The following is a 26002-nucleotide window of genomic DNA, read 5'->3' as shown; positions in this document are numbered from 1 at the left end:
TAAGGAATGCGTGCTGAATGAATATTATCGTCGTTGGTCTCTCCCATAAGACCGCAACCGTTGAAATACGGGAAAAGGTCGCATTTTCGCCCAACCTGATCGAGAAACCGCTCCACGAACTGGTCGCCCTCGACGAGATCGTCGAGGGGGTGATCGTCTCCACCTGCAATCGGGTCGAGATCTATGCCACAACCCGCGACATCGCGGGGGGCATCGCCCGGATCAAGCGCTTCTTGGCGGAATATCACCATATCCCCCTTGAATCCCTCGAGCCCCACCTCTACAGCTACCATTCCGAAGCGGCCATCCGTCATGTCTTCCGGGTTGCGTCGAGTCTGGACTCCATGGTCGTGGGGGAACCCCAGATCCTGGGTCAGATCAAGACCTCCTACGGCTACGCCGCAGAATACAAGTCATCCGGCATCATCCTGAACCGCTTTCTCCACAAGGCCTTTTCCGTTGCCAAGCGGGTGCGCACCGAGACCAAAATCGCCTCTTCGGCGGTTTCCGTGGCCTTTGCCGCGGTTGAACTGGCCAAGAAGATCCTGGGCAGCCTGTCCGACAAGACCGTGATGCTGATCGGCGCCGGCGAGATGTGCGAACTGGCCGCCAAGCACTTCATGAACAGCGGCGCCCGCGGCGTGATGGTGACCAACCGCACCTTCGAGCGGGCCGAACGCCTGGCCGAGGAATTCAGCGGCGAGGCGGTGCGCTTCGAGGAGCTGTTCCAGCACCTTCACCGGGCCGACATCGTCCTCTCCTCCACCGGCGCCCCCCATGTCATCATCGGCCCCAAGGACGTGGAGGATGTGGTCAAGCGGCGCAAGTTCAAGCCGATGTTCTTCATCGACATCGCCGTGCCCCGGGACATCGACCCCAAGGTGGACGACCTGGAGAACGCCTACCTCTTCACGGTGGATAATCTACAGGAGATCGTCCAGGCCAATCTGGCCCAGCGCAGCCTGGAGGCCGAGAAGGCCGAGGAGATCATCAACCAGGAGATCGGCCAGTTTTTCAAGTGGCTCGCGTCCCTGGAGGTCACCCCCACCATTGTTGCCCTGCGCAACCACTTCGACGAGATCCGCCGGGCGGAGTTGGAAAAGACCCTGTCCAATTGGAAGGACCTGCCCCCCGACGCGGAGAAGCGCCTGGAGGCCCTGACCATGGCCATGATGAACAAACTGCTCCATACCCCCACCACGGTGCTGAAGAAGGCCGGCCAGGGGGGGCGTGTGGACCTGTACGTGGACGGCTTGCGGCAACTCTTTGAACTCGAGGCTGTCCTCGAAGAGCACGAAGAGCTGGAACTTGAAGTGTAGCGCACGGGGCACCCGGCCATGAGGTTGCCGCCGCTGATTGCGGGCCGCCTGGTCAAGCGTTACAAACGGTTTCTGGCGGATGTGGAACTGGAGGATGGCACGGTTGTCACCGTCCACTGTCCCAACTCCGGCAGCATGAAGGGGTGTGCCGTCCCCGGCAGCCGGGTGTACCTCTCCCGCAGCGCCAACGAGGGGCGCAAATACCCTCTCACCTGGGAACTGGTGGAGGCGGACGGCTTCTGGGCCGGCATCAACACCGCCCTGCCCAACCGCTTGACGCGGGAGGCGATCGAAGACGGCACGGTGGCGGAGTTGCAGGGGTACGGGACGATCCGGCCCGAGGTGCCCTATGGCGAGCACAGCCGTATCGACCTGCTCCTGGAAGGGGTAGAGGGACGCTGCTTTGTGGAGGTCAAGAACGTCACCCTGGTGGAAGGCGACCGGGCCCTGTTCCCGGATGCCGTCACCACCCGCGGCCAGAAGCATTTGCGCGAGTTGATGCGGGTCGTCGGGGAGGGGGACCGGGGGGTGATCTTCTTCACGGTCCAGCGCGGAGACGGCGCCAGCGTTTCCCCGGCCGACGCCATTGACCCGGAATACGGGCGGCTGCTCAGGCTGGCCCTGGACAACGGCGTGGAGGCCCTGGCCTACCGGGCGTTGGTGACGCCCCAGGAGATCAGGCTGACGGAGCGGTTGCCGGTCATCGTGTAAGGCTTGAAAGCTAAACGGCATAATCTGCCACAGAGACACAGAGACACAGAGAAAACCGGAAAAGCAAGACAGGCCAAAAGACAACATTCCTGCTTTTCCCGAAAAGCATTTCGCCTTTCTCTGTGAGCCTCTGTGTCTCTGTGGCAGACGTTGATGTGTTTTTTTGAATTTGTTTGAATTTCCCCGTGAATGGAGACAGATTATGCCCCCCAAACAGTTACGCATCGGCACCCGCGCCAGTCAACTGGCCCTCTGGCAGGCCAACTGGGTCAAGTCCGAGCTGGAGAAGCGCTATCCCGGCATGGAGGTCACCCTGACCAAGATCAAGACCATCGGCGACAAGATCCTTGACGTTCCCCTGGCCCAGGTCGGTGGCAAAGGATTGTTCGTGAAGGAGATCGAAGAGGCCATGCTGCGGGGGGAGATCGACATCGCCGTGCACAGCATGAAGGATGTCCCGACCGAGTTCCCGGAAGGGCTGGGGCTGCACTGCATCACCAAGCGGGAAGACCCGCGCGATGCCGTCATCTCCCGCAACGTCAAATTCAGCCAATTGCCCCAGGGAGCCCGCATCGGCACCAGCGCCCTGCGCCGCCAGGCCCAGCTTTTGAAGGTGCGCCCCGACCTGCAGATGGTCATTATCCGCGGCAATGTGGAAACCCGCATCCGCAAGCTGGAAGACGATAACCTGGATGCCGTCATCTTGGCCGCAGCCGGCTTGAAACGGCTCGGTTTCACCGAAAAGGTCGCCGAATACCTGGACACGGATCTCTCCATCCCGGCCATCGGCCAGGGTGCGCTGGGTATCGAGTGCCGTCTGGACGACGCCGTGATCACGGAGACCATCGACTTCTTCAACCACCCGGACACCAGCTACGCGGTACGGGCCGAACGCGCCCTGCTGAAACGCTGCGAGGGCGGTTGCCAGGTGCCCATTGCGGCTCATGGAACGGTCAACGGCGGGGTCTTGCGCCTGGTCGGTTTCATCGCCGCGGTGGATGGTCAGCGTTCCGTACGGGGCGAGGTCAGCGGTCCGGTCGCGGAATGCGAGAAGCTGGGCATCCAGCTGGCGGACCAGCTCCTGGGCGAGGGTGGCAAGACCATCCTTGAAGAGGTCTACCAGAGGGAGATCGGTTCCCCTTCACATCCATGAGCAATCCGTCGCAGCATACCGGGATGATTTATCTTGTCGGCGCCGGCCCCGGCGATCCGGGGCTGATCACCCTCAAGGGGGTGGAGTGCCTGCAGCGGGCCCAGGTGGTGATCTACGATTACCTGGCCAACGAGCAACTCCTGGCCCATGCGCCGGCCGATGCGGAACTGATTTACGCCGGCAAGATCGGCGGCCGCCACAATCAGGATCAGGAGGAGATCAACCGTTTGCTGGTGGAAAAGGGGCGCGAGGGGAAGATCGTGGTCCGGCTCAAGGGGGGCGACCCCTTCGTCTTCGGGCGGGGAGGCGAGGAATGCGAGGCCCTGAGCGCGGCCGGGGTGCCCTTCCAGGTCGTACCGGGAGTTACCGCAGCGGTCGGTGCGGCGGCCTATAGCGGCATTCCCCTGACCCACCGCGATTTCACCGCCTCGGTGGCCTTTGTCACCGGTCATGAGGGCAAAGACAAGAGCGAGTCGGCCATTGACTGGGACCGACTCTCCCTGGGCAACGGCACGGTGGTCTTTTATATGGGGATCACCACCCTGCGGAGCAACATGGAGCGTTTGCTGCGGCACGGCAGAAGCCCGGAGACGCCGGTGGCGCTGGTACGCTGGGGAACGGCACCGACACAGCAGGTCTTGATCGGCACCTTGGGCGACATCGCCGACCGGGCCGAGGCTATCGGCTTCAAGCCGCCGGCCGTGACCATTGTCGGCGAGGTGGTCGCGTTGAGAGACCGGTTGCGGTGGTTCGACAACCGCCCGCTTTTCGGCCGCAAGATACTGGTGACGCGCGCCGCCGACCAAGCCGGGGAATTTGCCGCCATGCTGACCGACCGCGGGGCGACGGTTATGGAGTGCCCCACCATCAAACTGGTGGACCCGGAATCCTGGGAGCCGCTGGATAGCGCCATCCGGAGCATGAGCGACTATGACTGGCTGGTGCTGACCTCGGTCAATGGGGCTCGCCGGTTTTTCCAGCGTCTCGCCCTCCTGGGCCTGGATGCCAGGGCGGTGGGGACCTGCCGGGTCTGTGCAGTGGGACCGAAGACGGCCGAAGCGATACGCGCCTGCGGCATTCTCCCCGACATGGTCCCCTCGGATTATAAGGCTGAAGGGGTGGTGGCCGAATTCGCCAAGCTGGCAATGAACGGTACCAGGGTCCTTTTCCCCCGCGCCGACAAGGCGCGCGAGGTCATCCCCTGTGAGTTGAAACGCATGGGAGCCCAGGTGGACAGCCCGGTCGCCTACCGCAACGTCATGCCGGACCGGTTGCCGCCCGAGGCGCTCTTTTCCCTAGAAAAGCGCACCGTCGACTGCATCACGTTTACCTCCTCGTCCACGGTCCACAACCTGGCCGATATGCTGGGCAGCGACCTCTTGGTGAACATGCTGAAGGGGGTGTCGGTGGCCAGCATCGGGGCCATTACCTCCAAGGCCTGCCGGAGCCTGGGACTCAAGGTCGACATAGAGCCGCCCAACTCTACCCTGGCGCATCTGGTCGAAGAGATTGAACGCCATTACCGTTCCATCCGCTAGGTCGTCCAAACCAGCGTCGCGATCAAGCGATGACGTGCGGCTTCCCTTGCCGCAAGCCACAGTGCTTGCCGTTCGCGTGCATCCGCGTCCCTTTTCTCCTCCCCCTCCACCGACACTCATGGTTAGCGCCACCCAGTCCCCTGATACAAAAAGGTTTTTCAGGGCATAGTAACCTTTTCGGGAGTCGTGGTGTCTAGAAGGTAGATGTCATTATTTTACCGGAGGTACAAAATCATGGGAAATTCTCACAACGGTATCAAGAGAATTGCGGCGATGCTTTGTATTACGGCAGTGACGGCGTTTGCCGGCATTGCACAGGCACACGATGGCGGTTGGGACGACGGCGGCTGCGGCAAGCAGCAGCACAGGCACATGGGTAAACTCTTCGGCAAACTTGGCCTGACCGACGCCCAGAAGGCCCAGGCCAAGGCGATCTTCCAGGGGAACAGGGATGTGGTGAAGCCGATTGTCGCCAACCTCCGTACGGAACGTAAAAACCTGGAGGCGCTGCTCCACGCCGACAGCATCGACGAAGCGGCCATCCGCGCCGAAACCGCCAAGATTGCCGGCATCCAGGCGGACCTGAATATCAACAAAGCCAAGGTCGGCGCCCAGTTCCGGGCCATTCTGACGCCGGACCAGCTTGCCAAGCTGAAGACGCTGCGGCAGAAACACTCCGAAGCCACGGATAAGTAGCCGGAGGGGGGCGCCTATCACCGTTGGGGGATAGGCGCCCAACAGATGAATCCACAAGACCGGCCCGTGCGGGTTGGCTGTTTTTGCGTTTCTGGAGAGTTGAGCGATGAAGAAAATTCTGAGCGTCATGGTTATTGCCGCCCATCTTACGGGGTGCGTCGCGTACCAAAGCAGGTCGGTCCCCTTTCTCGCCCCGCAGGATAACGCCACCTCTTTGAAGGTAAACGGTTTGAGTGTCGGGGCCGAGGCATTCGCCGATCCCGCCAAGGCAGACGACGCCTTTGGCTTCGATGTCCGCAGCGCCGGCCTCCTCCCGATCCAACTGGTGCTGGACAACCAAAGCGGGCAGGGGGTTGAGGTCATGGCGGCGCAAACCTTCCTCATTGATAGCAACAACCGTTACTGGAAGGTCCTGACCCAAGGGGAGGCAATAGGCCGTGTCGATACGGCGACCGCCGGAGGGGCAATCGGCAGCGGTGCCGGCAAAGGGGCCATGTACGGCGCCGCTGCCGGTTCCATTCTTGGCTTAGCCCTGGGGGTCGTATCCGGCCATAGGGCCGGTAGTGCGGCGATAACGGGGGGCGTTCTGGGCGCAGCCGGCGGCGCCGTCATCGGCGGAGCATCAAAGGCCGATGATCGGGAAGAGCGGGCGCGGATTGCCGGCGATGTTCGCGAAAAGGTGATAGAGGGCAAGGCAATCCCTGCCGGCTCACTGGCCAGCGGGTTCATCTTTTTTCCGGGCGAGGCCCAAAGCGCCAAGGCGTTGCGGCTGCAGATCCGCTTTCGCAGCAGCGGGGTTCAACAGATCCTGCTGTTGCCGTTCACGCCGGGCGAATCACCCCGGATTCTGCCCGAATCAACCGTGCGGCCGACGCCTGCCGACGGCTAATGTCCCATGTGGGGCCCGCCCCCCGCGAACAGAGTGAAAGGCTACGGCGCACCACAAGGCGAAAACAGGAGGTAATGGGTATGGTAATGTTCAAGAAACGGGGATGGTATCCGCTGGCAGCGTGTCTGGCGCTCCTCGGGACGTCACTTATGACGTTCGGGGATGCGTGGGCATGGCGGTCGCCTCCACCCGCATACTGGTCGGGACCGCGTTTTCGGGAACTGCCCCGGGAACACCGGGTCATAGGGTACGGCAGGGATTCGTTCTATTTCACCCGGGGCCGCTATTATCGCCGGGGGGGTGATGGCTTCTTTCTGGTCGCGCCGCCGTTTGGCCTGATCGTCCCCACGCTCCCCCTGGGTTTTGCCGCCCTCGTGGTGGGCGGGCTTACCTACTATGAATTGAACGGCATCTACTATCGGCAGGCCCCCGAGGGGTATGTGGTGGTGGAGCCGCCGGCGACGGCGGTAACCCCCGCGCCGAGCGCCGACCAGTCCGGCCAGCGGGTCGTGGTGGAGAGCGAACTGCTGAATGTGCGCAGCGGCCCGAGCCTGGAGCAGGATATCCTGACCGAGGTCGGCCGGGGAACGGTGCTGAACGTGCTCGGCAAGGTGCCGGACTGGTACTATGTGGAGTTGACAAACGGCGAGCGCGGCTGGGTTATGGAACGGTTCGTCACGCCGATGAAGCCGGTTCCCCAGGGGTAGGCGTGGGTATGGACATCGACATTATTGAGAGAATGAAGCATGGGGCCCCGGAGCAGGGGCCTTTTTTTTTGCTCTGGCCATGGGATCAGGCACGCCTCCGGCCGATAACCAGGACACCCCCGGCCAGTAGTCCGCACGTCAGGATCATGCCGGCCATGGGATAGGCCGTGCCATTGTGCAGCATACTGACCAGTGCACTGACAAGACTTGCCAAGCCGAATTGCATCACGCCGACAAGGGACGAAGCACCGCCGGCGTGGCGACCGCTTTGGGCCATGGCCCTGGCTATGGCGTTGGCGCCGATTACCGGGATCGTGGCAAGGCAAAAGAAGAGCGGCAGCATCAGCAATGCCAGGTGGGTGGTAGTGGCCACGGCGAGCAACAGTACCGCCGAAACGATGTGTACCAGCAAGGCCCTGACAAAAATGGTCCGGGGGGAGAGGCGCCGCAGCAACAACCTGTTGACCTGGCTTGCTGCGACCATGCCCACGGTGTTGACGCCGAACAGCCACCCGTATTGTTGCTGGCTCACACCGTGCAGACCCATGAAAACAAAGGGCGATCCGCTGATAAAGGCGAACATGGAGGCCAAAATCAGGCTGCTGGCAAGGGTCGGAACCATGAAATCCCGTTGCCGTATCAGGTTGCCAAAGGCCTTGAGTACCTGGCCGGGCCCTTGTCTCTGGCGGTCGCGCGTCGGCAGGGTTTCCGGCAAGCCTCGCGCAGCGAGGATGAAGCATGCCGCCCCGAAGAGTGTCAGAAACACGAACACGGCCTGCCAACCACCTACCAGGTGGATATAACCCCCAATGATCGGCGCCGCAATAGGCCCCACCCCCTGTACGACCATCACCGCCGACAAGGCATGGGCCGCCTGCTGTTCATCGAAGAGATCCTGGATCACGGCCCGGCTGATAATCATCCCGGCACAGCCCCCCACGGCTTGCAGGAGGCGCAGACCGGTAAAGATTGCAATATTCGGCGCCCATATGGCCAGAAGGGACGTCAGGGTAAAAATGGCGACACCGGCCAGTAGCGGAGGCCGCCTGCCGAACCGGTCGGTCAGTGGGCCGTAGAACAACTGGCCCGCCGCCAGGCCGAAGACAAACGCGGAAAGGCTGTACTGCACCTGTTCCACACGGCAGCCGAGGCTTACCGCGATGCTCGGAAAGCTGGAGAGGTACATGTCTGTGGACAGGGGGGCAAAGACAAAGAGCATACCCAAGATCAGGGTGATTTTGTTGATGTTGACGGTCGTCTTGTTTTCAAGAGGTTGCAACTCGGTGAGTTGGATGGAATTTTCCTGCATGTGGTACCTCGGTGGTTGATCGGAAAGGGGCATGCCCTTCTTTGGGAAAAATGCCGCAACAAGCATTCGGCAGGCAGGTCGTCATAGCCAGATAAGGGATAAATGCCGTTTCAGGTTTACCGGAGAAATTTTTCTATCGTTGTCCGCGGATGGCGGCAATGCCTGCCATGGCGAAGGTCACCACATGGTCGACAAATGCCGTAAGATTGTCGAAGGCAGCGGGCGGGCCAATGTTTGCCGCCCCATGTCGAACCCGAACCCTTTGCATCACCATGGGGTGGACACACATGCTGATGATGCATGTTTCGCAAAAATTGATGTGCCGTTCCGTGGCCTCGGGGCCGAGCAGTTCACGCACAACGGACATGGTTTTGTCGCGCAGCGGATCGAGTTCCAGTCTCATGATCTCTTCCAGCAGCCCGGTCGGGTTGGCCACCTCCATCTGTGAGATGAAGAAATCCCTGGTGTTTTCATCGGCAATTCGCTCTATGAGTGCTTTCAGCTGACCACGCAGACGATCTTCGGCGGACGCGTCTTCGCTCACCCCGCCGTCTTGCGGGTGTGCCTTCATCGATTCGGCAAAAGAGTGGTGCCAGGTCTCCTGGTAAAGGGCTTCCTTGCTGCCGAAGTAATAGTTTACGGCAGAGATGTTGGCGCTGGCGCGCTTGCATATCTCCGCCACCGTGGCCTCGCGGAACCCTTTCTCCACAAACACGTCGCAGGCCGCTGACAGTATCTTGTCCCTGGTGGTATGTGATCTCTTCCGTGTCATAATGCCCCAATGAAACAAATTATAATTTCAATTTTTAATTTGAAATGTTTATTTGAATTAGTCAAGCGAAAAAAAGATGGGTAGGGCGTTTGGCAAAGCTTCACCGGAAGGGCAATTTCGAAGGGGCAACGCTGCTCTTTGGCGTCGAGGTAAAGAATGGGGAGGGGACCGACGGGGGAAAGTAGGCAACAGCGGCTTATTTTGAACGCGCAGTTTGGCCCGGCCTGAGCCGGCGGGGCAGGCAACATCAGCATGGAGCAGGCTTGGCACTGTCCGGGTTACTTTATTTCACCCGGACAGTGGGTATTCAAAGCCTGTGTTTTAGCCAAACATTTTAAAAGTAACGTTTCAGTAGTCCGGCGAAGACTTGCCCGTGGCGGGCTTCGTCCTTGCACATCTCATGAACGGTGTCATGAATGGCATCGTAATTGAGTTGCTTGGCCTTGGTAGCCAACTCTTTTTTGCCCTTGCAGGCCCCGTTTTCCGCTTCAACACGCACCGTAAGGTTTGCCTTGGTGTCGGCTTTGACGACTTCTCCCAGCAACTCGGCAAACTTGGCGGCATGCTCCGCTTCCTCGAAAGCGATCCGTTTATAGGCCTCGGCAACTTCGGGATGTCCTTCGCGGTCAGCCTGACGACTCATGGCCAGATACATGCCGACTTCGGTGCATTCGCCCATGAAGTTACTTCTGAGACCTTCGATAATCTCCTGATCGACTCCTTGTGCGACACCGATCCGGTGTTCATCGGCCCAACTAAGATCGCGGTCGTCTTTCAGGACGAATTTCTCCGCCGGGGCCTTACATTGAGGGCATTCGGCCGGTGGAGCATCTCCTTCGTGAACATAGCCGCAGATGGTACAGACGAATTTCTTCATTACACTCTCCTTTTCCTTTGCAGGTGATTTTATCGTGCTGGCCTTAAGGCGGGTTTTACTGCACGGCGTGCCACAGGGAAACCGTAACCGACTATCCCTATAAATCTCCAGGCATGCAGACGTTTCTGGGGGAATTTGCCACGTTGCCGCAGTTCTCGCACCTAACGGTGGGCTGGTCCGTGACCTGCTTGATAATGTCCCACTCCTGCTGGCTTTCCAATTCGCAGAGGTGACCTTGGTGTTCCTCACGAGCGCTGCAGGTATCGTTTCCGGTCTCTGGTGCCATGGCATTATGCTCCTTTATCGTGGTAGCTGCAAAAGCTATTTGAATAGTCTTATCCGCTCTGCACAAGGTTGGAACTCTTTTTCGTCAGGCTGGGAAACCGGCTTGCCGAACGGCATCTGGGCCATCAGCTTCCATGTTGCCGGGATGTTCCAGGCGGTTTTTACCGCCTCGTCGATAACCGGATTGTAATGCTGCAATGTGGCGCCGAATCCCTCGATCTCCAAAGCCGTCCAGATGGCAAACTGCAACATGCCTGAGGACTGGTTGGACCAGACGGGGAAGTTATCCTGGTATAACGGAAACTTCTGCTGCAACCCTTCGATGACTCTGGTTTCTTCAAAATAGAGAATCGAGCCGTAACCGCTGCGAAACGCTCCATCAATCTTGCCTTCAGTGGCAGGAAAACTCTCCGGCGGCACAATCTTCCGCAATTCGTCCTTGGTCAGATCCCACAACCGATCATGCTGTTCGCCAAGGAGGATGACCACCCGGGCGCTCTGGGAATTGAACGATGACGGCACATGCTTTACCGCCTCCCCCACGATCTCCTCGATCCGCTCATCAGTGGTGACGCGTTCTTTGCTGATGGTGTAGTAGGATCTTCTCGTCTTTACGGCATCCCAAAATGAACTCTTCATAAAACATCTCCTTTTTTTGATTGTTGAAAGACTGCTTCCGTGGCTGGTCAGGTCGACAGCAGTAGTATCGCTGTTTCCCTGCCCCGCTGTAAGCAACTGGTCCTCATCGCCCGCAGGTCTCACATTTGATTAGTGCTAAACGATTTAATGTTAAACTAAATCGCTTGAAGCAAAGAGTCAAGAACATTTTTTGCCACCCGCTTTCCAATGACAACCGATAGGTTACCGGTTTCACAGCGTGCAAAATGCCAATAAATGTTGTCACTCATGAATACGATAAATCAATTGGTTAGCAGAAGGGCAAATGCCAATAAAAGTTGTCACTGAGATGAGCATATTTGATCGAGTCCGTGCGGGGTCCCCAGCACGGACAAAAGTGAGCAATAGGAAGAGGATCTATTACTATAACGGATATGAACGTGACCGGCGCGGCAGGTTCTTCAGCCGCGACCGAGTCCACACGAGAGTTGGGACCCCCCTTTTCTCAAATGTGAATTTGTCCTAAAAGTGTTCCAACTATTGATTGGGAGTCTTTCACACCGTCATTGCAAGTAGTCCGCACAGAACTTTTGAACAAACAGTAGCATTTGTTTTACTTGCGCCTCGTCGTATTGGTCGAAGTGACCGTGTGCGGCATCATTTCTCAAATTCGCCCAAGAGGTGATTTGTTTCTTCACAAGCGGCCCGTAGACCCCAGCCTTTGCAATCTCATTACTCAGCGGATCTATTGTGAGATTATTCCCTTTGGGGCCTGTTGTTTTGATGCTGTGTGATTCCGCAACCTTTCGGAGGGTATCTTCTAGCACCGCTCCCAATAGTACTGCTGAAGCGTCCTTGTGTCCCTCCAATAAAAGGTGCTCTGCCATCTCAAAAAAGTCAGCAAAGACCTCAGCCTGAGCTAAACTTTTGAAGTTCGAAAGCATCCCCGATTCAATGTCTGATTTAACAGCCTTCAAAATTCCAGCTACGTCGCTAACGTGATGATAATTGTTGCTATGCATTGAGTTGAAGTTCTGGATGTTGATCACCCTCTGGAATGTAGAGAAATAATGGTTATCTGATCCGTATAGCTTTGTAATTAAGTTCCCGCCACGGGCCACTACGTTCAGCAGTTCCTGAACTCGACTATGATCAAGATGCGAGTTCGCTCGGGATTACCATCATTCTAGAATCAAACATTGACAGGGGGGGATGTAGTTCACATAATGAAATAGTTGAACTGATGCTCAACCATCGAGGCTATAAATGACCGAACGCGCCGTCTGCACTATCAACTTGATCAACGAGAAAAAGGTTGCTGCCGTAAGGACAGCCATGCCCCCCCAAGAGAACCTATTCCGCCTTGCTGAGACATTTCGGGTGCTCGGCGACCCCACGCGAGTCCGGATTATTCACGCACTTTCCCTGGAAGAACTCTGCGTCTGCGATATTGCCAGCCTCCTGAGGACTACCAAGTCGGCGATCTCCCATCAACTGCGGCTACTCCGCTCCTTGCGAGTCGTCAAATACCGCAAAGATGGCCGGATTGTCTACTACTCGTTGGACGACAGCCATATAGGAAACCTGCTCCGCGAAGGGCTCAGTCATATCGTTTCGCAAGGTGCTTTACCAAAAACCCAAAGATCACCGCGGGAAATGGAGTACGTTGAAAAATGACGGCTACAATTCTTCTCGTTGAAGACGATGCCAGGATTGCGGAAGTCGCAATAGCTTATCTGGAGCGAGCCGGGTTCAAGGTGATGCACACCTTTACTGGCCGGGAGGCTATAACTTTTATCTCGGCCGCCCCCCCGGCATTGGTGGTGCTCGACCTTATGCTTCCCGACCTGAGCGGTGAAGCGATTTGTCGTGAGTTGAAGGAGCAAGATGTTCCCGTCATCATATTAACCGCTAAGGCTTCGGAAGAAGAGCGGCTGGCAGGCTTTGCCCTTGGAGCCGATGACTATATCGTGAAGCCATTCAGCCCTCGCGAATTGGTGGCACGGGTCCAGGCAGTGCTGAAACGTTCCGGCAATATTGAGAACGGCATGCGGCTCAGCTTCAACGGGGAACAACTGGTTATTGATGATCGCAGCCACACTGTGGTATGTCGCGGCACCGACATTCGATTAACTGCTATAGAATTCAAGATTCTTTTTACCCTCGCAACAACGCCGCTCAAGACATTTACCCGCGATGAGTTGGTGGTCAAGGCGATGGGGTGCCACTTCGACGGGTATGATCGGAATATCGATTCACACATTAAGAATATCCGGCATAAGCTGGGAGACAATCCCAAGGCCCCGACGTATCTCATTACGGTATATGGACTAGGCTATCGGTTCGGTGGTGTACGGGATGTTTAAAAAACTTCTGTTCATTATGCTCTTCATGGCGGTTCTCGGCACCTCTTCAGCACTCCTTCTCCGGGAACTGGTCGTGCGCGATTTCAGCCGTCTGACTGAAGCCGAGCAGGAAGACCGGGTTTCCTGGGTGGTTGCCGACCTGGAATCCGCCTTTGCGAAAAACAAAGCCTGGGGCCGTGAAATGGCGGTCGAAGATGCTGTCTGGGCGCTGCAACTCGGTTTGGTTACCAAGGTGCGGGATCAAAACGGCAAAACAGTCATGGAAACGGCCAGGGCTTTGACTTATCTTGCTCCGGAGAAACAAGCCCGTCTTCAAGCCGGGTCAGGTGTCGGCAATGAACATGATAAAGGTGATTACCATGTCTATCCCCTCTTTCTGCATGGAGAAGAGATCGGACAACTGGAAGTCAGATTTCTTCCCGACAAGCGTAACAACTTTTTCATCAGCCGGACCAACAGCCTCCTTGCCTACTCGGCCGTAATTCTCGGCGGCATAGCCTGCGTGCTGAGCATTTTGCTTGCCCGCCGATTAAGTCTGCCCATAGTGCGGTTGTCCCAAGCGGCAAAGAACATCAGCCAGGGTAATCTTACTGAAAGGGTTGAGATATCCGGCGGCGATGAACTGACAATCCTTGGGCAATCGTTCAATCAGATGGCACACACGCTCCAGTTGCAGAACAGGTTGCGCAAACAGATCTGCGCCAACCTTGCCCACGAGCTGCGCACCCCATTAACCATCATGCGTGGGCAACTTGAAGGGATTCTGGACGGCGTGATAACCAACGATGAATCGCGGCTGAAGCTGCTCCTTGAAGAAAACCATCGGCTGACCAATGTGGTTGCATCCATGGAAGAATTCTTCCAGGCCCAGGCCAGTGTTCTCACCCTTGCTCCTCTCGATGTGCCGGTTCGCCAGTTATTCGATAACCTTGCCAGGAGTTTCGAGGTCGCTGCTCGCGAAAAGGAGTTTGTGTTCAAGGTGGATGCCGATGATGGAATCATGGTACATGCCGATCCGGAACGGCTCTCCCAAATTCTCATCAACCTGATCAGTAATGCCCTGAAGGCAACGGCACCAGGAGGTACCATTACACTCAGAGGAAAGCGAACTCCCTCTGGTTGTACCATCAGCGTCATTGACACCGGCTGCGGCATTGCTGCTGAAGAGCTGCCATTGATATTTGAGCGATTCTACCGGGGTAAAGACGGTGGTCTCGGGCTCGGACTGGCAATTGTCAGGGAGTTGGTAGATGCCCACGGTGGGACCATCGAAGTTACCAGCACCCAGGGAGCAGGGACAACCTTTTCGCTCGCGTTTCCCGATGCGCCGGAAACTCCACAATTCTCCACAACTACTTCATAACTCTCCCATACCCCCTTGCTACGCTAGTATCATCAATACCGATACTACACTAGCAAAGGAGGAATAGTCATGAAAAGGGGAACAGTTGCGATAGTCGCAGTTGTTGGGGCGTTATTGGCAAGTTCGGCCGTCTATGCGGGCTGGGGAAGCGGCTGGTGCATGAACGGCAACGGCCAAAATGTGAGCACCCAGAAGATGCGGGGCTTTCAGAAGGATACTTTGAAGCTCAGGGAAAATCTGATGGACAGGCAGTTGGACCTTGAAGACGAACTTGGTATGGACGTTCCGGATGGCAAACGGGTGGCGATGCTCCGCCGGGAAATCATTAACCTGCAAAGGCAGTTGCAGGCTGTGGGCGACAAGTATGGCATCGTCAACTGTGGGATGGGCGGTGGCTACGGGCATCGTCAAATGATGGGTGCCGGCTGCGGGTGCGGCATGAGTGGTTGGTAGCATCCAATTATGTTGGGGGAATTCGAGCTCCCCAAGAAATGGTTATTGCATGACAGGTAAATCCCTCTTCATGGCCGGGGTGTCACTACTCCTTGCCGCCATTCTGAACACTGAAGCCTCAGCGTGCCGTTCATGCATGAACCAAGGCTGGAACAGCACTTATAACGGGTATTGTAATAACCAGAATTGGGGCTGGTACGGGGCTCGCAAGAGTGTGACCTCGATTGAAGAGGCTCGGCGAACACTTGAGGAGTACTATGCCGGCAGCGAGGTAATGGTCGGCAGAATAACCGAGAAAACTGGATATTTTCAGGCGGACATTCTCAGCAGAGGCAACAAATTAATGGACAGAGTGATCATTCACAAACGAAGTGGCCGCATTCGTTCAATCAGGTGAAAGCTAGCAGTCGGCGCGGGAAATGCAGCCGCGTACATTACTACAGTAGACCCTAGAAATAGGAACGGGAGGGAAAATGGACCTGAAAACGCCGTATGCGTTCGGAAAAACCGTGGACATGCCGTATGCCGAAGTTGAAAGAAAAGTACGCGAAGAATTGGCGAAAGAAGGTTTCGGAGTGCTCACCGAGATTGATGTCAGGAAAAAATTTACCGAGAAGCTTCAGAAAGAATTCCGTGACTATATCATTCTCGGTGCCTGCAATCCGCCACTCGCCTATGAAGCCCTGAACAGGGAAATAAATCTCGGGACTCTCCTCCCCTGCAATGTTGTAGTCTATACACAGGATGACGGGAAGACTGCTGTCATGGTCATGGACCCGGTGGCGGCACTTTCCATGATCGGTAATTCGGAGATGGTAGCGTTTGCGAAAAAAGTTGCTGAAAAAATGGAGAGGGTGCTCGCAGCGCTGTAACAGGTTTAATTATCCGCCTCAAATACGCAGGGTCATCTACATGACTAACACCATATTGAACCAGTTCAGTATTATGTTTGGAGACAGAATGCCGAACGTCTCAACCACTGGAATTAGTGACATAATTCTATAAGGTGCCTATGTGAAAGTACTCCACACGCTTCAAGAAGCTGTGAAACGAATCAAGCACGATGCGATGACGGTCTATTTTATCGCCAGAGATTCGAGAACGCCGTTACTGGTAAAACTTCTAGCTCTGACTATAGCAGCGTACGCCTTGAGTCCGATCGACCTTATTCCAGACTTCATTCCGATTATTGGCTATGTTGATGACCTGATACTTTTGCCTCTTGGTATACTAATGGTCATCAAACTCACGCCTCCTGAGGTCATTGATGCAGGTCGCACGAAGGCTAATGAAGTATCTACGAAACCAACAAGCAAATCGGCCGCAGTCGTTATTGTTGCTATCTGGCTGCTCTGTGCAGTGGGTATTGGTTATTTTTTGGGGTAGGCGCCTAGCAATTAGTACAGGCTAGACAAAGCCCTGACGGACCAAGGCATAAACTCTAATATTAAGGAACAAATAGCCGAACTTCTGAACCTGAAAAAACCATTTACGCAAAATACGTTACAAGCCCTTAATTAGTGAAATTTCCACAAATATAGAAAGTCAGAGAATCCCTTATGAATAAGCAATTGGAAACCATTGAACTTCCCATCAAGGGCATGGATTGAACTGAATGCGCCCGGCACGTGGATCGTGCCGTACGATCAGTTGCTGGAGTAGAGGAGGTTTCACTTCTCTTCTCTGCCCGCAGGGCGAGCATTGCCTACGACCCTGAAAAGACTTCTCCTTCCGAGATCCGTAAGGCTGTGGAAGGTGCTGGCTATGCTATTGATTCGACAGAAGTGGAGGTTCCTTCGGCTTCCCCTCTCGTTGGATTCAGCCGCCGCATCATGACCTTGTTCGGTGTCGTCTTCGGTGCTGTCCTCTTCATGGTTGTCGTCGGAGAATGGCTCGGGCTTTTCGGATCGCTCACCAAGAGGGTGCCGTGGCTATTCTGGCTCGCCGTCATAGTTGCAGGCGGGTGGCCGGTTCTCGCCGAGGTGGTGAAGGCTACGGTTCGGAGAAGGGTCACATCCCATACCCTGATGACGATCGGCATGCTGGCTGCGATTGCAGTGGGGGAATGGCCTGCTGCGGTGATTGTCGTATTCTTCATGCGGGTGGGTGAGTATGTGGAAGGCTTCACTGCCGAACAGGCCCGCCGTGCCGTGAAAGATCTGACCGCCATGGCCCCGCAGACGGCACGGGTTGAGAGAGATGGAGCGGAAGTGGAGATCCCTGTCGCCGAAGTGAAGGCTGGCGAGACAGTGGTTGTTCGGCCAGGCGAGAAGATCCCGGTGGACGGCGAAGTTACGGCCGGGCAGGCTACCGTGGATCAGGCTACCATAACCGGCGAGTCGATGCCGGTTGAAGCGGGACCGGGAGCACGGGTCTTCGCTGCGACTATCGCTCGCTTGGGGAGCCTGCGAATCCGCGCCATGAAAGTTGGCGAAGATACTACATTTGGCCGGGTGGTGAAGCTTGTAGAAGAGGCGGAGGCTAACCGAGGAGATGTGCAGCGTTTCGCCGATAGATTTTCTGGCTACTACCTCCCTGTGGTCATGGGGGTTGCTTTATTCACCTACCTACTCAGTCGTAATCCTTTGGCAACCGCAGCAGTGCTGGTTGTGGTCTGCTCATGTTCCTTCGCCCTTGCTACACCTCTTGCCATGATCGCCTCCATCGGGGCAGCGGCGCGACGTGGGCTTCTTATTAAGGGAGGAAAATACCTGGAAGCGCTCAGCCGTGCCGATGTTCTTCTGCTCGACAAAACAGGCACCCTTACCCTCGGCAGTCCGCAGATCACAGATGTACTCCCGTTGGAGGGTTTTACAGTTGACGAGGTGCTGGCATTCGCCGCTTCCGCGGAGCGCTATTCCGAACATCCGCTGGCCGAAGCGGTGCGGGAGGCGGCAAAGGCTCATAACCTCCATCTTGGCGAGCCGGCAGGGTTCGAGGCCGTTCCCGGCATAGGTGTCCGGGCTTGGGTGAACGACCGGCTTATCGAGGTCGGCAGCAGCAGGGTAATTTCTAAGTCTGAATATATACCTGAATTGGGAAACTTTGAAGCACAAGGGAAAACCACCTTATACGTGGTCTGCGACGGAAAGCCCGCCGGTATGCTTGCCGCCAGCGACACACTTCGCCCGGAAGTTCCCGAGGCTCTTGCCGAAATGGAAAGACTTGGGGTACGTCGGATCGAGCTCCTCACCGGCGACAACGAGCGTACCGCAGCTTCCCTGGCGGAAAGTTTGGGGCTACAATATCGCGCCAACCTCCTCCCGGAAGACAAGATTGCCGTCGTGAAGGAATATCAGGCCAAAGGACATATGGTCGTCATGGTGGGTGACGGGGTGAACGACGCCCCGGCCCTTGCTCAGGCCGACGTGGGCATCGCCATGGGAGCGGCCGGAAGTGATGTTTCAATTGAAGCGGCCCATGTTGCGCTGATGCGGGAGGATTGGACCCTCGTTCCGGAACTTTTTCGGATCGCCCGTAGAACCATGAGGGTTGTGCGGCTAAATCTCATCTTCACGGGCTGTTACAATTTGGTGGGGTTGTCGCTTGCAGCCCTCGGACTATTGCCACTCACTTTGGCCGCCGCACTCCAGTCGCTTCCCGACTTGGGGATACTGTCCAATTCGGCAAGATTGCTCCGCCTGCGCGAGAGCAGCATTGTTACTGAAAAAAGACATGATAACAATTAAGCTGGTTTTTGAATTAAACATCTTGCAGTTTATGCATGGAGCAAACAGTCGTTCATGGAAATTCAAAAAAAGACCTGAGTAGAACAATGATGACAGATAAAAATTACCGGTATGTTGCTGCATCCAGGTGCACGAACAAAAAATAACAGTTCACCAACACTGTATAGCCCCATCATCATAATGTTGCGAGACGGAGGCGACGACCCCAGAAAAAACAGAGCCCACCGGCCAGCCAAGGGTACTTATGGCCAAGGCAATCGGCCAGTACAACCCTTGGAGCAGAATACAATTGAGTGGAGAACCGCCACATCACTCAATACCGAATTCCTTTAATTTGCGTCGCAGGATCAGGCGGTTGATCCCTAATAAGTCTGCGGTCTGGGTCTTGTTACAACCGGATTGGCGGTAGACTCGGAGAATATGCTCTCGTTCCACTTCTGAAAGGGTTGTGATCGACCTGGAATCGGTAAACTTTTTCTGTGACAAAATATTTTGTCATGTCGCACAGCGTCTTCGGAATAAAAAAGACTAAAAGACTATTTTTATCTTCTTGACAGGTGCCGGATTGGCTGGTATTAGTTACACATTCGATGTAACTATTCCAAAAAAGGAGAGAATCCCATGCCTATCGCTACTCTCGTCACCCAACAAGCCCCCGATTTCACCGCCGATGCGGTCATGCCCGACAATACCTTCGGTCAGATCACCATATCCAGCCTTAAGGGCAAAAATGTCGTGCTGTTCTTCTACCCGCTGGACTTCACCTTTGTCTGCCCGTCCGAGATCCTGGCCTTCAACAAGAAGCTGGATGAGTTCAAAAAGCGCAACACCGAGGTGATCGGCGTCTCCATCGATTCCAAATTCACCCACCTGGCCTGGAAGAACACCCCGGTCGAGGACGGCGGCATCGGCAATATCCAGTATCCGCTGGTATCCGACCTGAACAAGAACATCGCCAGGGAATACGGCATCCTTTTCAACGAATCCGTTGCCCTGCGCGGCCTCTTCCTGATCGATACCAAGGGCGTCATCCGCCACGCGGTCATCAACGACCTGCCGTTGGGCCGCAATGTGGCTGAGGCACTGCGCATGGTGGATGCCCTCCAGTTCGTCGAAACCCACGGCGACCAGGTCTGCCCGGCCAACTGGCAGGAAGGCGACGAAGCCATGAAAGCGACAGAGGAAGGGGTCGCCAGCTACCTCGCCAAACATGCCAAATAGCATGGGGGCATGCTGTGTACCCGATGCCCGCTAAAGGACGCCACGATCCCCCTGTGGCCATACGGGCACCATTTGTGAAAAGGCGCGGCATTCTTGCTGCGCCTTTTTTGTTCAGCCGCCAGTAACCACGGCACACTTGTAGGCTGTTGAAAAGCCCAGGTTGTTCAAAAATAGTCAGATCGTCGCACCCGCAGAAGGCCCCGCGGAGGCGTAGCAGCGCTACGCCGCACAAAGGGACTTCGAGGACGGCGGCGAGATGGCTGTTTTTAACAACCTCTTAGAGAGAGTCGCCGCCATGCAGATGAGCGATATGGGACATAACCCGTTACTGTTCGGCCATGACAACCGGACCGGCATCCTTGCCGTGGAGCCGGCGGGTCCGTTTATGCGCCTCTTCTTCAGGGCCGGCCACGGCGTCCAGTTCCATGACGAGCCGTTCCGCCCGTTCATCCTGCTCAGTGACCCGGCCCTGGTGAGCGGTTGCCGGGCGCCCTGCTCGGTGCGTCAACTGGCGGGCGACGATTTCTACCGGTTCCAACTCCTGTTCGATTCGTGGGGCGATTGCCTGACGGCGCGGGACTTCCTGGCCGCCAAAACCGGGGTACCTGCCGGCAGCGCCGATGCCCCCTACCTGTTCATCTCCGACCTTTCCCACCAGTACCTGCTGACCACCGGCGCTACGCTGTTCAAGGGGCTGGAGTTCGGCGACCTGCGCTGCCTGGCGCTGGATATAGAAACCTACTGCGCCGAGGGGTTCGAGTTTTCGAACCCAAAACGCCGGGAAGACCGGATCGTCTCCATCGCCCTCAAGGATTCCCACGGCCAGGAAACCGTACTGCGCGGCGACCTGCTCGACGAGCCGGCCATGCTCCGGGCGCTCAACGAGGCGATCCGGACCTGCGACCCGGATGTCATCATCGGCCACAACATCTTCCGGTTCGATCTGGAGTACATCGCCACGCGCGCCGCGCTGCACGGCATCCGCCTCACCTGGGGCCGTAACGGCGCCGCCCCCCACATCACGGCCAATTCCCGCTGGGCCCTGGCGGAGAAGGTCATCGACTATCCGCGGTGGGATGTGTACGGCCGCCATATCATCGATACCTATTTTCTGGTGCAGCTCTACGACATCTCGCTGCGCAGCCTGGAAAGCCACGGCCTGAAACAGGTGGCCCGGCATTTCGGCATCGCCGCGGACGAGCGGGTCTACCTGGAGGGGAACGGGATTGCCGCAACCTTCGACCACGACCCTGAGTTGCTCTACCGCTATAACCTGGACGATGTGCGCGAGACCCTGGCCCTGTTCCGCCTGCTGGGCTACCCCTGGTTCCTGCAGACCCGCATCTTCCCCTACTCCTTTCAAAACTGCCCCCTGCGGGGCAACGCAACCCGGATCAATGCGCTCTTTCTGCGGGAGTACCTGCACCGTGGCCATGCTATTCCCCAACGCACCGGCGAAGCGCCCGCCTTCGAGGGGGGATACACGGAGAGTGCGGTGCAGGGAGTCTCGGGGCCGATCGTCCATTGCGACGTGGCGTCGCTCTACCCCTCCCTGATGCTGGCCTACCGGCTCGGCCCGGTCAAGGATACCCTGGGGCTTTTCCTCCCGATGCTGGCGGAGCTGCGCCGCTTCCGGCTGGAGGCAAAGCGGGCCGCCCGGGAGAGCGCCGCCGAGAGCGAGCGCCACTACTACGATGCCCTGCAACAGGTCTTCAAGGTGCTGATCAATTCGTTTTTCGGCTACCTGGGGGCTCCGCTGCACAATTTTTCCGACCCCGAGGCCGCCGCCGAGGTGACCCGCCTGGGGCGCCTGACCATCAGGAGCATGATCGCGTTGCTGAAGGCGGAGGGGGCGGTGCCGGTGGAGGTGGATACGGACGGGATCTACTTCAGGCCGCCGGACTCGTGCGTTACGGAGGCCGACGAGGCGGCCCTTGTGGAACGGGTATCCCAGGGGGTTCCCGAAGGGATCGAGGTGGAGATGGACGGCAGGTATCGGTCCATGTTCGCCTACAAGGCCAAGAACTACGCCCTCCTGGGCTATGACGGCCGGGTCGTCATCAGGGGGAGCGGACTCCGTTCCCGGGGGCTGGAACGTTATCTGCGGGAGTTCATGCGTGAGGCCATTACGCTGCTATTGACCGGATCATCGGCGGATATCGAGCGGCTGTACCAGGGGTATCTGACCCGCCTCCGGTCCAGGGATCTGGATGTTGCATGGGTTGCCCGCACCGAGACGCTCAACGAGTCGCCGGCAACATACCGGGAGAAGGTCGAAAAGGGGCGGCGCAACCCTGCCGCCGCCTTCGAGATCGCCCTGGCGTCGCAGCGCGTCTACCGGGCCGGCGATCAGGTCAGCTACTATGTCGGCGGGTCGGGCCGGGACGCGACGGCGTACGAGCATTGCCGCCCCGTGGGCGCCTTCGTCCCCGAGCGCCCCGACATTAACATACCCTACTACGTCGACAAGCTGCGTCACCTCAAACGGCGCTTCGAGCCTTATCTCCCCAAGGAGCCAACGCTTTTCGACCTGTGAACCTTCTTGCATGCAGAGGTCGTTTGTGGTAAGAGGCTAATAAAGACAGTAATCGCGGACAAAAGGAGATGCCATGAAGACGAACCTGCTGCTTTCCGTTATGCTACTGGCCGTCGTACTGACGGTTCCGGTTATGGCCCGAGCCGATCAGCAGCCTGAGATGATCGCCGAAAAGATGGCCGTCAAATTTACCCGCGGCGTAACCAATTTTGCCACCAGCATTGTTGAAATCCCCAAGCAGTCGGTACTGACCGTCCGCGATATGGGAAAGGTCGGGTATGTCGTTGGTCCGCTCAAGGGGATCGGCATGACGCTGTACCGGGGATTCATCGGCGTGACGGAGGCGGTTTTTTTCCTTGTCCCCCAACCCGGTTACTACGACCCCATGATCGACCCGGCCTACGTGTGGGAAGGTTGGGAGCCCAAGCGGGATACGTCGGCAGTTTCCTCACAAAGCGGTACGGAGCCTTCCCAGCAGGAGGCGCACTAGCATGCGGCGGATTCGTTCCCTGGTGGCAGCGGGCCTCTTTCTGGCGGTAAGCCTCTGCGCGCAACCGTCCCGCGCCACGGACCAGTTCAAGACGGTGGAAACCTCGACGCCCCAGGAGGTGGTCGGGGGGATGTCTGTCAAGATGGTTCGCGGGGTATCCAATGTTACTCTGGGATGGTGGGAGTTGCCGAAGCAGGTCTATCAGACTTTTCACGAGGATGGGGTCGGGATGGGACTCACCGTCGGGCCTCTCAAGGGGATCGGCATGACGCTTGTCAGAACATTGAGCGGCGTGGGCGAGGTCCTCACCTTCCCTTTTCCCTTCCCCGGTTTCTATGCCCCCTATTTCGAACCGGAATACGTCTGGCAGAAGGAACGGAAATAGCTGGCCAGGCGTGCAGCCCCGGGACGTTTCCCTTGGGGCTGCGCCGGGGCAGTTACTGCGCCAGTCTCTGATGCAGGTAGCGCTCGAACTCAACCTTGAACTCGCTCCGTTTCAGGGCCATGTCCACCGTGGCCTTGAGAAAGCCCAACTTGTCGCCGCAGTCGTGGCGTAATCCCTCGAAAAGACAGCCGTACACCGATTCTTCCTTTGAAAGTTTGAGGATGGCATCGGTAAGCTGAATCTCGCCCCCCTTGCCCGGTTCCTGTTGCTCCAAAATCCCGAAAATCCGCGGCGTCAAGACGTAACGGCCGATAATGGCCATGTCCGAAGGCGCCTCCTCCCGTTTGGGCTTCTCCACCATGTCCTCCACCTGGAAGACGCGTTCGGATAACCGGTCCGCCTTTACGCAGCCGTAGGAGGAGATATTCTCCAGGGGGACCTTCTCAAGCGCCAGCACCGAACCTGCACGCTCTTCGAAGACATCCAGCAGTTGCCGCAAACAGGGGCGCTTGCTGTCGATAATGTCGTCACCCAGCAGGACGGCAAAAGGCTCGTTGCCCACAAAGTCCTTGGCGCAGAGGATGGCGTGCCCCAGCCCGAGCGCCTTTTTCTGGCGGACATAAAAGATATCGAGCATCTCCGCTATTTCACGGATGGCCTTCAGGGTCGCCAGTTTCCCCTGTTCCTCCAGATGCGACTCCAATTCGATGGAGATGTCGAAATGGTCTTCAATGGCCCGCTTACCCCTGCCGGTGACGAACAGAATCTGCTCGATTCCCGAAGCGACCGCTTCCTCGACCACGTACTGCACCAGTGGCTTATCGATCAACGGCAGCATTTCCTTGGGTGAGGACTTGGTGGCGGGCAGAAATCTGGTGCCGAGTCCGGCGACCGGGAATACCGCTTTCTTGACTTTCATGTGAGCCCCTCTCGCTAGTTCGGTTTTCGGCTGGTCGCTCTCTCTGCCGCCCCCCCCGGGGCATAACCCTGTGATGAACGGGCCGGAACGGCAGTATATACTACGTTTCAACCCGGTGATTTGTAAAGACATTTTGAGGGCTGCCGGGAGCCGGCACATGGTTTTCGACAAAAAAAATCCCCCAAACGGGGGATTTTCAAGGTAAACGCCGGGGGATCAGTGCCCCCCGCAACAGTTTCCGCCTGCGCAGGCCGCGGGCTTGGGGCCATCCGCTTTGTGGCAGTATCCCTCTTTGAACCAGCCATCACCCTTCAGGCTGAACGAGGTGGAGGATATCATTTTTTGCACGGCCCCGCCGCACTTGGGGCATTCACTGGCCGGCGGATCGGAAAATTTTTGACGAAGCTCGAACTGGTGGTTGCAGGCTGAACAACAATATTCGTAGACAGGCATAACTCCTTATTCCAACCTCCTTGGTTGATCGGTTTTTCTTTGGTGCTCAAAGTATAGTAATAACTATGCGACCTATTTGTCAATGTCGATGCTTGACTTTTACACTCACGTTTAGTATCGGTTTGTATACGGCCTACGACCCTCACTTGCTGCGTGGGCAATTCCGCCATAGGGCGCGGGGGTATCGGTGAGTTGGCGTTGTCGCTGCGCTAAATCGCGGAGAACCGCCCCCCGTGATTGTGATCTTTGCCGGCAGTCATCGTGTGGCAACCTTCTATCCTGTTATTTTTTCGCCACTTTTCTAAAACAATACTCTTATCAGCAAGTTACAAATATTGTTGGCCTGTTTTGTGCAATAATTATCGGTCGCGAATACGGGGTAACACTCGTATTTGCGCCACTGTGAGGGGATTTTAAGACATAACTTGCTTTAATTAATACATTTTTTGGTTGTCTTGTGCCGTCGTGCCGATTGGGGCGGCAGAGATTGCCCGCCCCGTGAAATCGCCATATCGCGGCTAGACGCGTGATATGGCGATTTTGCCGGTAAACTTTGCAAACGCTTCATTCTTATTCGATTTCGTCGTAATTTTATTTCAATGTATTATGCGATTGATGCTTTGCGTTTAACGGTAAAAAGCAGCTTATGTTGGCCGCCGTTTCGCGTCAGAGCGATAAAATGTGTTCGTGTTTTGGCAATGTTCTCGTTGACCAGATATTAAGGATAGAAAGGTGGTGAAGAAGCGCACGAAGTTTGTTTGGTTTTAAAGTTTTGAGATTACATGAAAGGAGGTTTCTGATGACATGTAAAAGATTTTTCTGCCTGTTGGCCTGTTCAGCGGTTATGTTTGGCTCGACCGCTGCGTGGTCGGCGGAGATTCACGGCAGAAGCTCGACCCAGTTTGGCTGGTTCAACGACATCTTTACCGGCAACAAACAGGCCGAATTCGGAGAGTATCTCAACCTGTCGGTCACGCAGATCGACAAAGAAGGCAAGCTGTCATTTCAGGGATACGGCCGTGTCACCGACGACGTCCGCAACGGTGAGGGTATCAACGGTCGGCTCTATTACCTGTACGGCGACTACAGCAACCTGTTCGACAAGGTGGACATTCGTCTCGGTCGGCAATTCGTCAACTACGCGGCGGGTTCGGCCCTGATCGACGGTGGCAAGATCGACCTGAAGAATGTCGGTCCGATCGCCTTCTCGGTGATGGGTGGCCGCAACGTCTACTTTGACCTGAATGGCGAGG

General features: G+C 56.8%; 27 protein-coding genes and 2 pseudogenes. 20 read left to right on the top strand and 9 right to left on the bottom strand.

The annotated features are described in order from the left end of the window. Nucleotides 1-17 precede the first annotated feature (17 nt). The 7 genes from hemA to ET418_RS12985 all read left to right on the top strand — a co-directional run bounded on the left by hemA (nucleotide 18) and on the right by ET418_RS12985 (nucleotide 7013). Nucleotides 18-1319 (top strand): glutamyl-tRNA reductase, encoded by a 1302-nt coding sequence (gene hemA, locus ET418_RS13015; protein ID WP_149308182.1) that lies wholly within the window; start codon nucleotides 18-20, stop codon nucleotides 1317-1319. Nucleotides 1320-1337: 18 nt separating this feature from the next. Continuing rightward, on the top strand, nucleotides 1338-2030 hold the full coding sequence (gene sfsA / locus ET418_RS13010; RefSeq protein ID WP_149308180.1) for a DNA/RNA nuclease SfsA: 693 nt from the start codon (nucleotides 1338-1340) through the stop codon (nucleotides 2028-2030). A gap of 202 nt (nucleotides 2031-2232) precedes the next feature. Then, a complete protein-coding gene (gene hemC, locus ET418_RS13005; protein ID WP_149308178.1) occupies nucleotides 2233-3183 on the top strand; it encodes a hydroxymethylbilane synthase in 951 nt (316 codons plus the stop codon). Nucleotides 3184-3206: 23 nt separating this feature from the next. Beyond that, nucleotides 3207-4721 (top strand): uroporphyrinogen-III C-methyltransferase, encoded by a 1515-nt coding sequence (gene cobA, locus ET418_RS13000; protein ID WP_246153066.1) that lies wholly within the window; start codon nucleotides 3207-3209, stop codon nucleotides 4719-4721. Nucleotides 4722-4955: 234 nt separating this feature from the next. Beyond that, nucleotides 4956-5417 (top strand): Spy/CpxP family protein refolding chaperone, encoded by a 462-nt coding sequence (locus tag ET418_RS12995; protein ID WP_188055545.1) that lies wholly within the window; start codon nucleotides 4956-4958, stop codon nucleotides 5415-5417. A gap of 106 nt (nucleotides 5418-5523) precedes the next feature. Continuing rightward, nucleotides 5524-6306: a glycine zipper family protein gene (locus ET418_RS12990; protein ID WP_188055543.1), complete on the top strand. Its 783-nt coding sequence runs from the start codon at nucleotides 5524-5526 to the stop codon at nucleotides 6304-6306. Between the two features lie 80 nt (nucleotides 6307-6386). Continuing rightward, on the top strand, nucleotides 6387-7013 hold the full coding sequence (locus ET418_RS12985; protein WP_188055541.1) for an SH3 domain-containing protein: 627 nt from the start codon (nucleotides 6387-6389) through the stop codon (nucleotides 7011-7013). Between the two features lie 85 nt (nucleotides 7014-7098). On the opposite strand, the gene ET418_RS12980 is transcribed toward ET418_RS12985, so the two are convergent. The 6 genes from ET418_RS12980 to ET418_RS12955 form a co-directional block, all read right to left on the bottom strand. Further along, on the bottom strand, nucleotides 7099-8322 hold the full coding sequence (locus ET418_RS12980) for a multidrug effflux MFS transporter (protein ID WP_188055539.1): 1224 nt from the start codon (nucleotides 8320-8322) through the stop codon (nucleotides 7099-7101). Nucleotides 8323-8455: 133 nt separating this feature from the next. Continuing rightward, the gene (locus ET418_RS12975; protein WP_149308169.1) at nucleotides 8456-9094 is read right to left on the bottom strand and encodes a CerR family C-terminal domain-containing protein; all 639 of its coding nucleotides are present in this window, start codon (nucleotides 9092-9094) and stop codon (nucleotides 8456-8458) included. 334 nt (nucleotides 9095-9428) lie between these two features. Beyond that, nucleotides 9429-9971, bottom strand: coding sequence for an NADH peroxidase (locus ET418_RS12970; protein ID WP_149308167.1), 543 nt, complete (start codon nucleotides 9969-9971; stop codon nucleotides 9429-9431). A 97-nt stretch (nucleotides 9972-10068) separates the two neighbouring features. Further along, nucleotides 10069-10257 (bottom strand): hypothetical protein, encoded by a 189-nt coding sequence (locus ET418_RS12965; RefSeq protein WP_149308165.1) that lies wholly within the window; start codon nucleotides 10255-10257, stop codon nucleotides 10069-10071. Between the two features lie 35 nt (nucleotides 10258-10292). Beyond that, nucleotides 10293-10895: a nitroreductase family protein gene (locus ET418_RS12960; RefSeq protein WP_149308163.1), complete on the bottom strand. Its 603-nt coding sequence runs from the start codon at nucleotides 10893-10895 to the stop codon at nucleotides 10293-10295. A gap of 542 nt (nucleotides 10896-11437) precedes the next feature. Next, nucleotides 11438-11896, bottom strand: a complete 459-nt coding sequence (locus ET418_RS12955) for a hypothetical protein (protein WP_149308162.1) — start codon at nucleotides 11894-11896, stop codon at nucleotides 11438-11440. Nucleotides 11897-12140: 244 nt separating this feature from the next. Between ET418_RS12955 and ET418_RS12950 the strand changes: the two genes are divergently transcribed. From ET418_RS12950 to ET418_RS12915, 8 genes and pseudogenes are all read left to right on the top strand, one after another. Next, the gene (locus ET418_RS12950; protein WP_149308160.1) at nucleotides 12141-12551 is read left to right on the top strand and encodes an ArsR/SmtB family transcription factor; all 411 of its coding nucleotides are present in this window, start codon (nucleotides 12141-12143) and stop codon (nucleotides 12549-12551) included. Then, a complete protein-coding gene (locus ET418_RS12945; protein ID WP_149308158.1) occupies nucleotides 12548-13240 on the top strand; it encodes a response regulator transcription factor in 693 nt (230 codons plus the stop codon). Before ET418_RS12950 ends, ET418_RS12945 begins: the two co-directional genes overlap by 4 nt. Continuing rightward, complete coding sequence (locus tag ET418_RS12940) at nucleotides 13233-14603, top strand: sensor histidine kinase (protein WP_149308156.1); 1371 nt, start codon at nucleotides 13233-13235, stop codon at nucleotides 14601-14603. Before ET418_RS12945 ends, ET418_RS12940 begins: the two co-directional genes overlap by 8 nt. Nucleotides 14604-14672: 69 nt before the next feature. Then, nucleotides 14673-15056: a hypothetical protein gene (locus ET418_RS12935; protein WP_149308154.1), complete on the top strand. Its 384-nt coding sequence runs from the start codon at nucleotides 14673-14675 to the stop codon at nucleotides 15054-15056. Between the two features lie 473 nt (nucleotides 15057-15529). Next, nucleotides 15530-15928: a DUF302 domain-containing protein gene (locus ET418_RS12925; RefSeq protein WP_149308150.1), complete on the top strand. Its 399-nt coding sequence runs from the start codon at nucleotides 15530-15532 to the stop codon at nucleotides 15926-15928. A gap of 142 nt (nucleotides 15929-16070) precedes the next feature. Next, nucleotides 16071-16442, top strand: coding sequence for a YkvA family protein (locus tag ET418_RS12920; protein ID WP_246153065.1), 372 nt, complete (start codon nucleotides 16071-16073; stop codon nucleotides 16440-16442). A gap of 239 nt (nucleotides 16443-16681) precedes the next feature. Further along, a pseudogene (locus ET418_RS18555) lies at nucleotides 16682-16810 on the top strand (heavy-metal-associated domain-containing protein); the annotation flags it as partial. 78 nt (nucleotides 16811-16888) lie between these two features. Further along, on the top strand, nucleotides 16889-18745 hold the full coding sequence (locus ET418_RS12915) for a heavy metal translocating P-type ATPase (RefSeq protein WP_338045092.1): 1857 nt from the start codon (nucleotides 16889-16891) through the stop codon (nucleotides 18743-18745). Nucleotides 18746-19054: 309 nt separating this feature from the next. On the opposite strand, the gene ET418_RS18655 is transcribed toward ET418_RS12915, so the two are convergent. Beyond that, complete coding sequence (locus ET418_RS18655) at nucleotides 19055-19180, bottom strand: helix-turn-helix domain-containing protein (RefSeq protein WP_420819526.1); 126 nt, start codon at nucleotides 19178-19180, stop codon at nucleotides 19055-19057. A gap of 186 nt (nucleotides 19181-19366) precedes the next feature. Here ET418_RS18655 and ET418_RS12905 point away from each other — a divergent pair, with 186 nt between their 5' ends. The 4 genes from ET418_RS12905 to ET418_RS12890 all read left to right on the top strand — a co-directional run bounded on the left by ET418_RS12905 (nucleotide 19367) and on the right by ET418_RS12890 (nucleotide 23377). Beyond that, complete coding sequence (locus ET418_RS12905) at nucleotides 19367-19966, top strand: peroxiredoxin (RefSeq protein WP_149308148.1); 600 nt, start codon at nucleotides 19367-19369, stop codon at nucleotides 19964-19966. A 256-nt stretch (nucleotides 19967-20222) separates the two neighbouring features. After that, nucleotides 20223-22502 (top strand): DNA polymerase domain-containing protein, encoded by a 2280-nt coding sequence (locus tag ET418_RS12900; RefSeq protein ID WP_246153064.1) that lies wholly within the window; start codon nucleotides 20223-20225, stop codon nucleotides 22500-22502. A gap of 73 nt (nucleotides 22503-22575) precedes the next feature. Beyond that, on the top strand, nucleotides 22576-22992 hold the full coding sequence (locus ET418_RS12895) for an exosortase system-associated protein, TIGR04073 family (protein WP_149308146.1): 417 nt from the start codon (nucleotides 22576-22578) through the stop codon (nucleotides 22990-22992). 1 nt (nucleotide 22993) lies between these two features. Next, on the top strand, nucleotides 22994-23377 hold the full coding sequence (locus tag ET418_RS12890; RefSeq protein WP_149308144.1) for an exosortase system-associated protein, TIGR04073 family: 384 nt from the start codon (nucleotides 22994-22996) through the stop codon (nucleotides 23375-23377). 52 nt (nucleotides 23378-23429) lie between these two features. On the opposite strand, the gene galU is transcribed toward ET418_RS12890, so the two are convergent. Together galU and ET418_RS12880 are read right to left on the bottom strand one after the other, a co-directional pair. After that, nucleotides 23430-24296 carry a UTP--glucose-1-phosphate uridylyltransferase GalU gene (gene galU, locus ET418_RS12885; protein ID WP_149308142.1) on the bottom strand — a complete coding sequence of 289 codons (867 nt, stop codon included), beginning with the start codon at nucleotides 24294-24296 and terminating at the stop codon, nucleotides 23430-23432. Between the two features lie 216 nt (nucleotides 24297-24512). Further along, nucleotides 24513-24749 (bottom strand): FmdB family zinc ribbon protein, encoded by a 237-nt coding sequence (locus ET418_RS12880; protein ID WP_149308140.1) that lies wholly within the window; start codon nucleotides 24747-24749, stop codon nucleotides 24513-24515. A gap of 799 nt (nucleotides 24750-25548) precedes the next feature. Between ET418_RS12880 and ET418_RS12875 the strand changes: the two are divergent. Continuing rightward, nucleotides 25549-26002: pseudogene (locus ET418_RS12875) on the top strand (hypothetical protein); the annotation flags it as partial.

It is taken from the genome of Oryzomonas rubra, from assembly GCF_008369015.1.
Taxonomy (GTDB): domain Bacteria; phylum Desulfobacterota; class Desulfuromonadia; order Geobacterales; family Pseudopelobacteraceae; genus Oryzomonas; species Oryzomonas japonica.
The sequence above is the reverse complement of the archived record's forward strand: the minus strand, read 5'-3'. Positions and strand labels throughout refer to the sequence as shown.

Bases quoted from the DNA above. Each gene is read 5' to 3' on its own strand.
- hemA (WP_149308182.1), top strand. From the start codon at position 18: ATGAATATTATCGTCGTTGGTCTCTCCCATAAGACCGCAACCGTTGAA.
- sfsA (WP_149308180.1), top strand. From the start codon at position 1,338: ATGAGGTTGCCGCCGCTGATTGCGGGCCGCCTGGTCAAGCGTTACAAA.
- hemC (WP_149308178.1), top strand. From the start codon at position 2,233: ATGCCCCCCAAACAGTTACGCATCGGCACCCGCGCCAGTCAACTGGCC.
- cobA (WP_246153066.1), top strand. From the start codon at position 3,207: ATGATTTATCTTGTCGGCGCCGGCCCCGGCGATCCGGGGCTGATCACC.
- ET418_RS12995 (WP_188055545.1), top strand. From the start codon at position 4,956: ATGGGAAATTCTCACAACGGTATCAAGAGAATTGCGGCGATGCTTTGT.
- ET418_RS12990 (WP_188055543.1), top strand. From the start codon at position 5,524: ATGAAGAAAATTCTGAGCGTCATGGTTATTGCCGCCCATCTTACGGGG.
- ET418_RS12985 (WP_188055541.1), top strand. From the start codon at position 6,387: ATGGTAATGTTCAAGAAACGGGGATGGTATCCGCTGGCAGCGTGTCTG.
- ET418_RS12980 (WP_188055539.1), bottom strand. From the start codon at position 8,322: ATGCAGGAAAATTCCATCCAACTCACCGAGTTGCAACCTCTTGAAAAC.
- ET418_RS12975 (WP_149308169.1), bottom strand. From the start codon at position 9,094: ATGACACGGAAGAGATCACATACCACCAGGGACAAGATACTGTCAGCG.
- ET418_RS12970 (WP_149308167.1), bottom strand. From the start codon at position 9,971: ATGAAGAAATTCGTCTGTACCATCTGCGGCTATGTTCACGAAGGAGAT.
- ET418_RS12965 (WP_149308165.1), bottom strand. From the start codon at position 10,257: ATGGCACCAGAGACCGGAAACGATACCTGCAGCGCTCGTGAGGAACAC.
- ET418_RS12960 (WP_149308163.1), bottom strand. From the start codon at position 10,895: ATGAAGAGTTCATTTTGGGATGCCGTAAAGACGAGAAGATCCTACTAC.
- ET418_RS12955 (WP_149308162.1), bottom strand. From the start codon at position 11,896: ATGCATAGCAACAATTATCATCACGTTAGCGACGTAGCTGGAATTTTG.
- ET418_RS12950 (WP_149308160.1), top strand. From the start codon at position 12,141: ATGACCGAACGCGCCGTCTGCACTATCAACTTGATCAACGAGAAAAAG.
- ET418_RS12945 (WP_149308158.1), top strand. From the start codon at position 12,548: ATGACGGCTACAATTCTTCTCGTTGAAGACGATGCCAGGATTGCGGAA.
- ET418_RS12940 (WP_149308156.1), top strand. From the start codon at position 13,233: ATGTTTAAAAAACTTCTGTTCATTATGCTCTTCATGGCGGTTCTCGGC.
- ET418_RS12935 (WP_149308154.1), top strand. From the start codon at position 14,673: ATGAAAAGGGGAACAGTTGCGATAGTCGCAGTTGTTGGGGCGTTATTG.
- ET418_RS12925 (WP_149308150.1), top strand. From the start codon at position 15,530: ATGGACCTGAAAACGCCGTATGCGTTCGGAAAAACCGTGGACATGCCG.
- ET418_RS12915 (WP_338045092.1), top strand. From the start codon at position 16,889: ATGACCTTGTTCGGTGTCGTCTTCGGTGCTGTCCTCTTCATGGTTGTC.
- ET418_RS12905 (WP_149308148.1), top strand. From the start codon at position 19,367: ATGCCTATCGCTACTCTCGTCACCCAACAAGCCCCCGATTTCACCGCC.
- ET418_RS12900 (WP_246153064.1), top strand. From the start codon at position 20,223: ATGGCTGTTTTTAACAACCTCTTAGAGAGAGTCGCCGCCATGCAGATG.
- ET418_RS12895 (WP_149308146.1), top strand. From the start codon at position 22,576: ATGAAGACGAACCTGCTGCTTTCCGTTATGCTACTGGCCGTCGTACTG.
- ET418_RS12890 (WP_149308144.1), top strand. From the start codon at position 22,994: ATGCGGCGGATTCGTTCCCTGGTGGCAGCGGGCCTCTTTCTGGCGGTA.
- galU (WP_149308142.1), bottom strand. From the start codon at position 24,296: ATGAAAGTCAAGAAAGCGGTATTCCCGGTCGCCGGACTCGGCACCAGA.
- ET418_RS12880 (WP_149308140.1), bottom strand. From the start codon at position 24,749: ATGCCTGTCTACGAATATTGTTGTTCAGCCTGCAACCACCAGTTCGAG.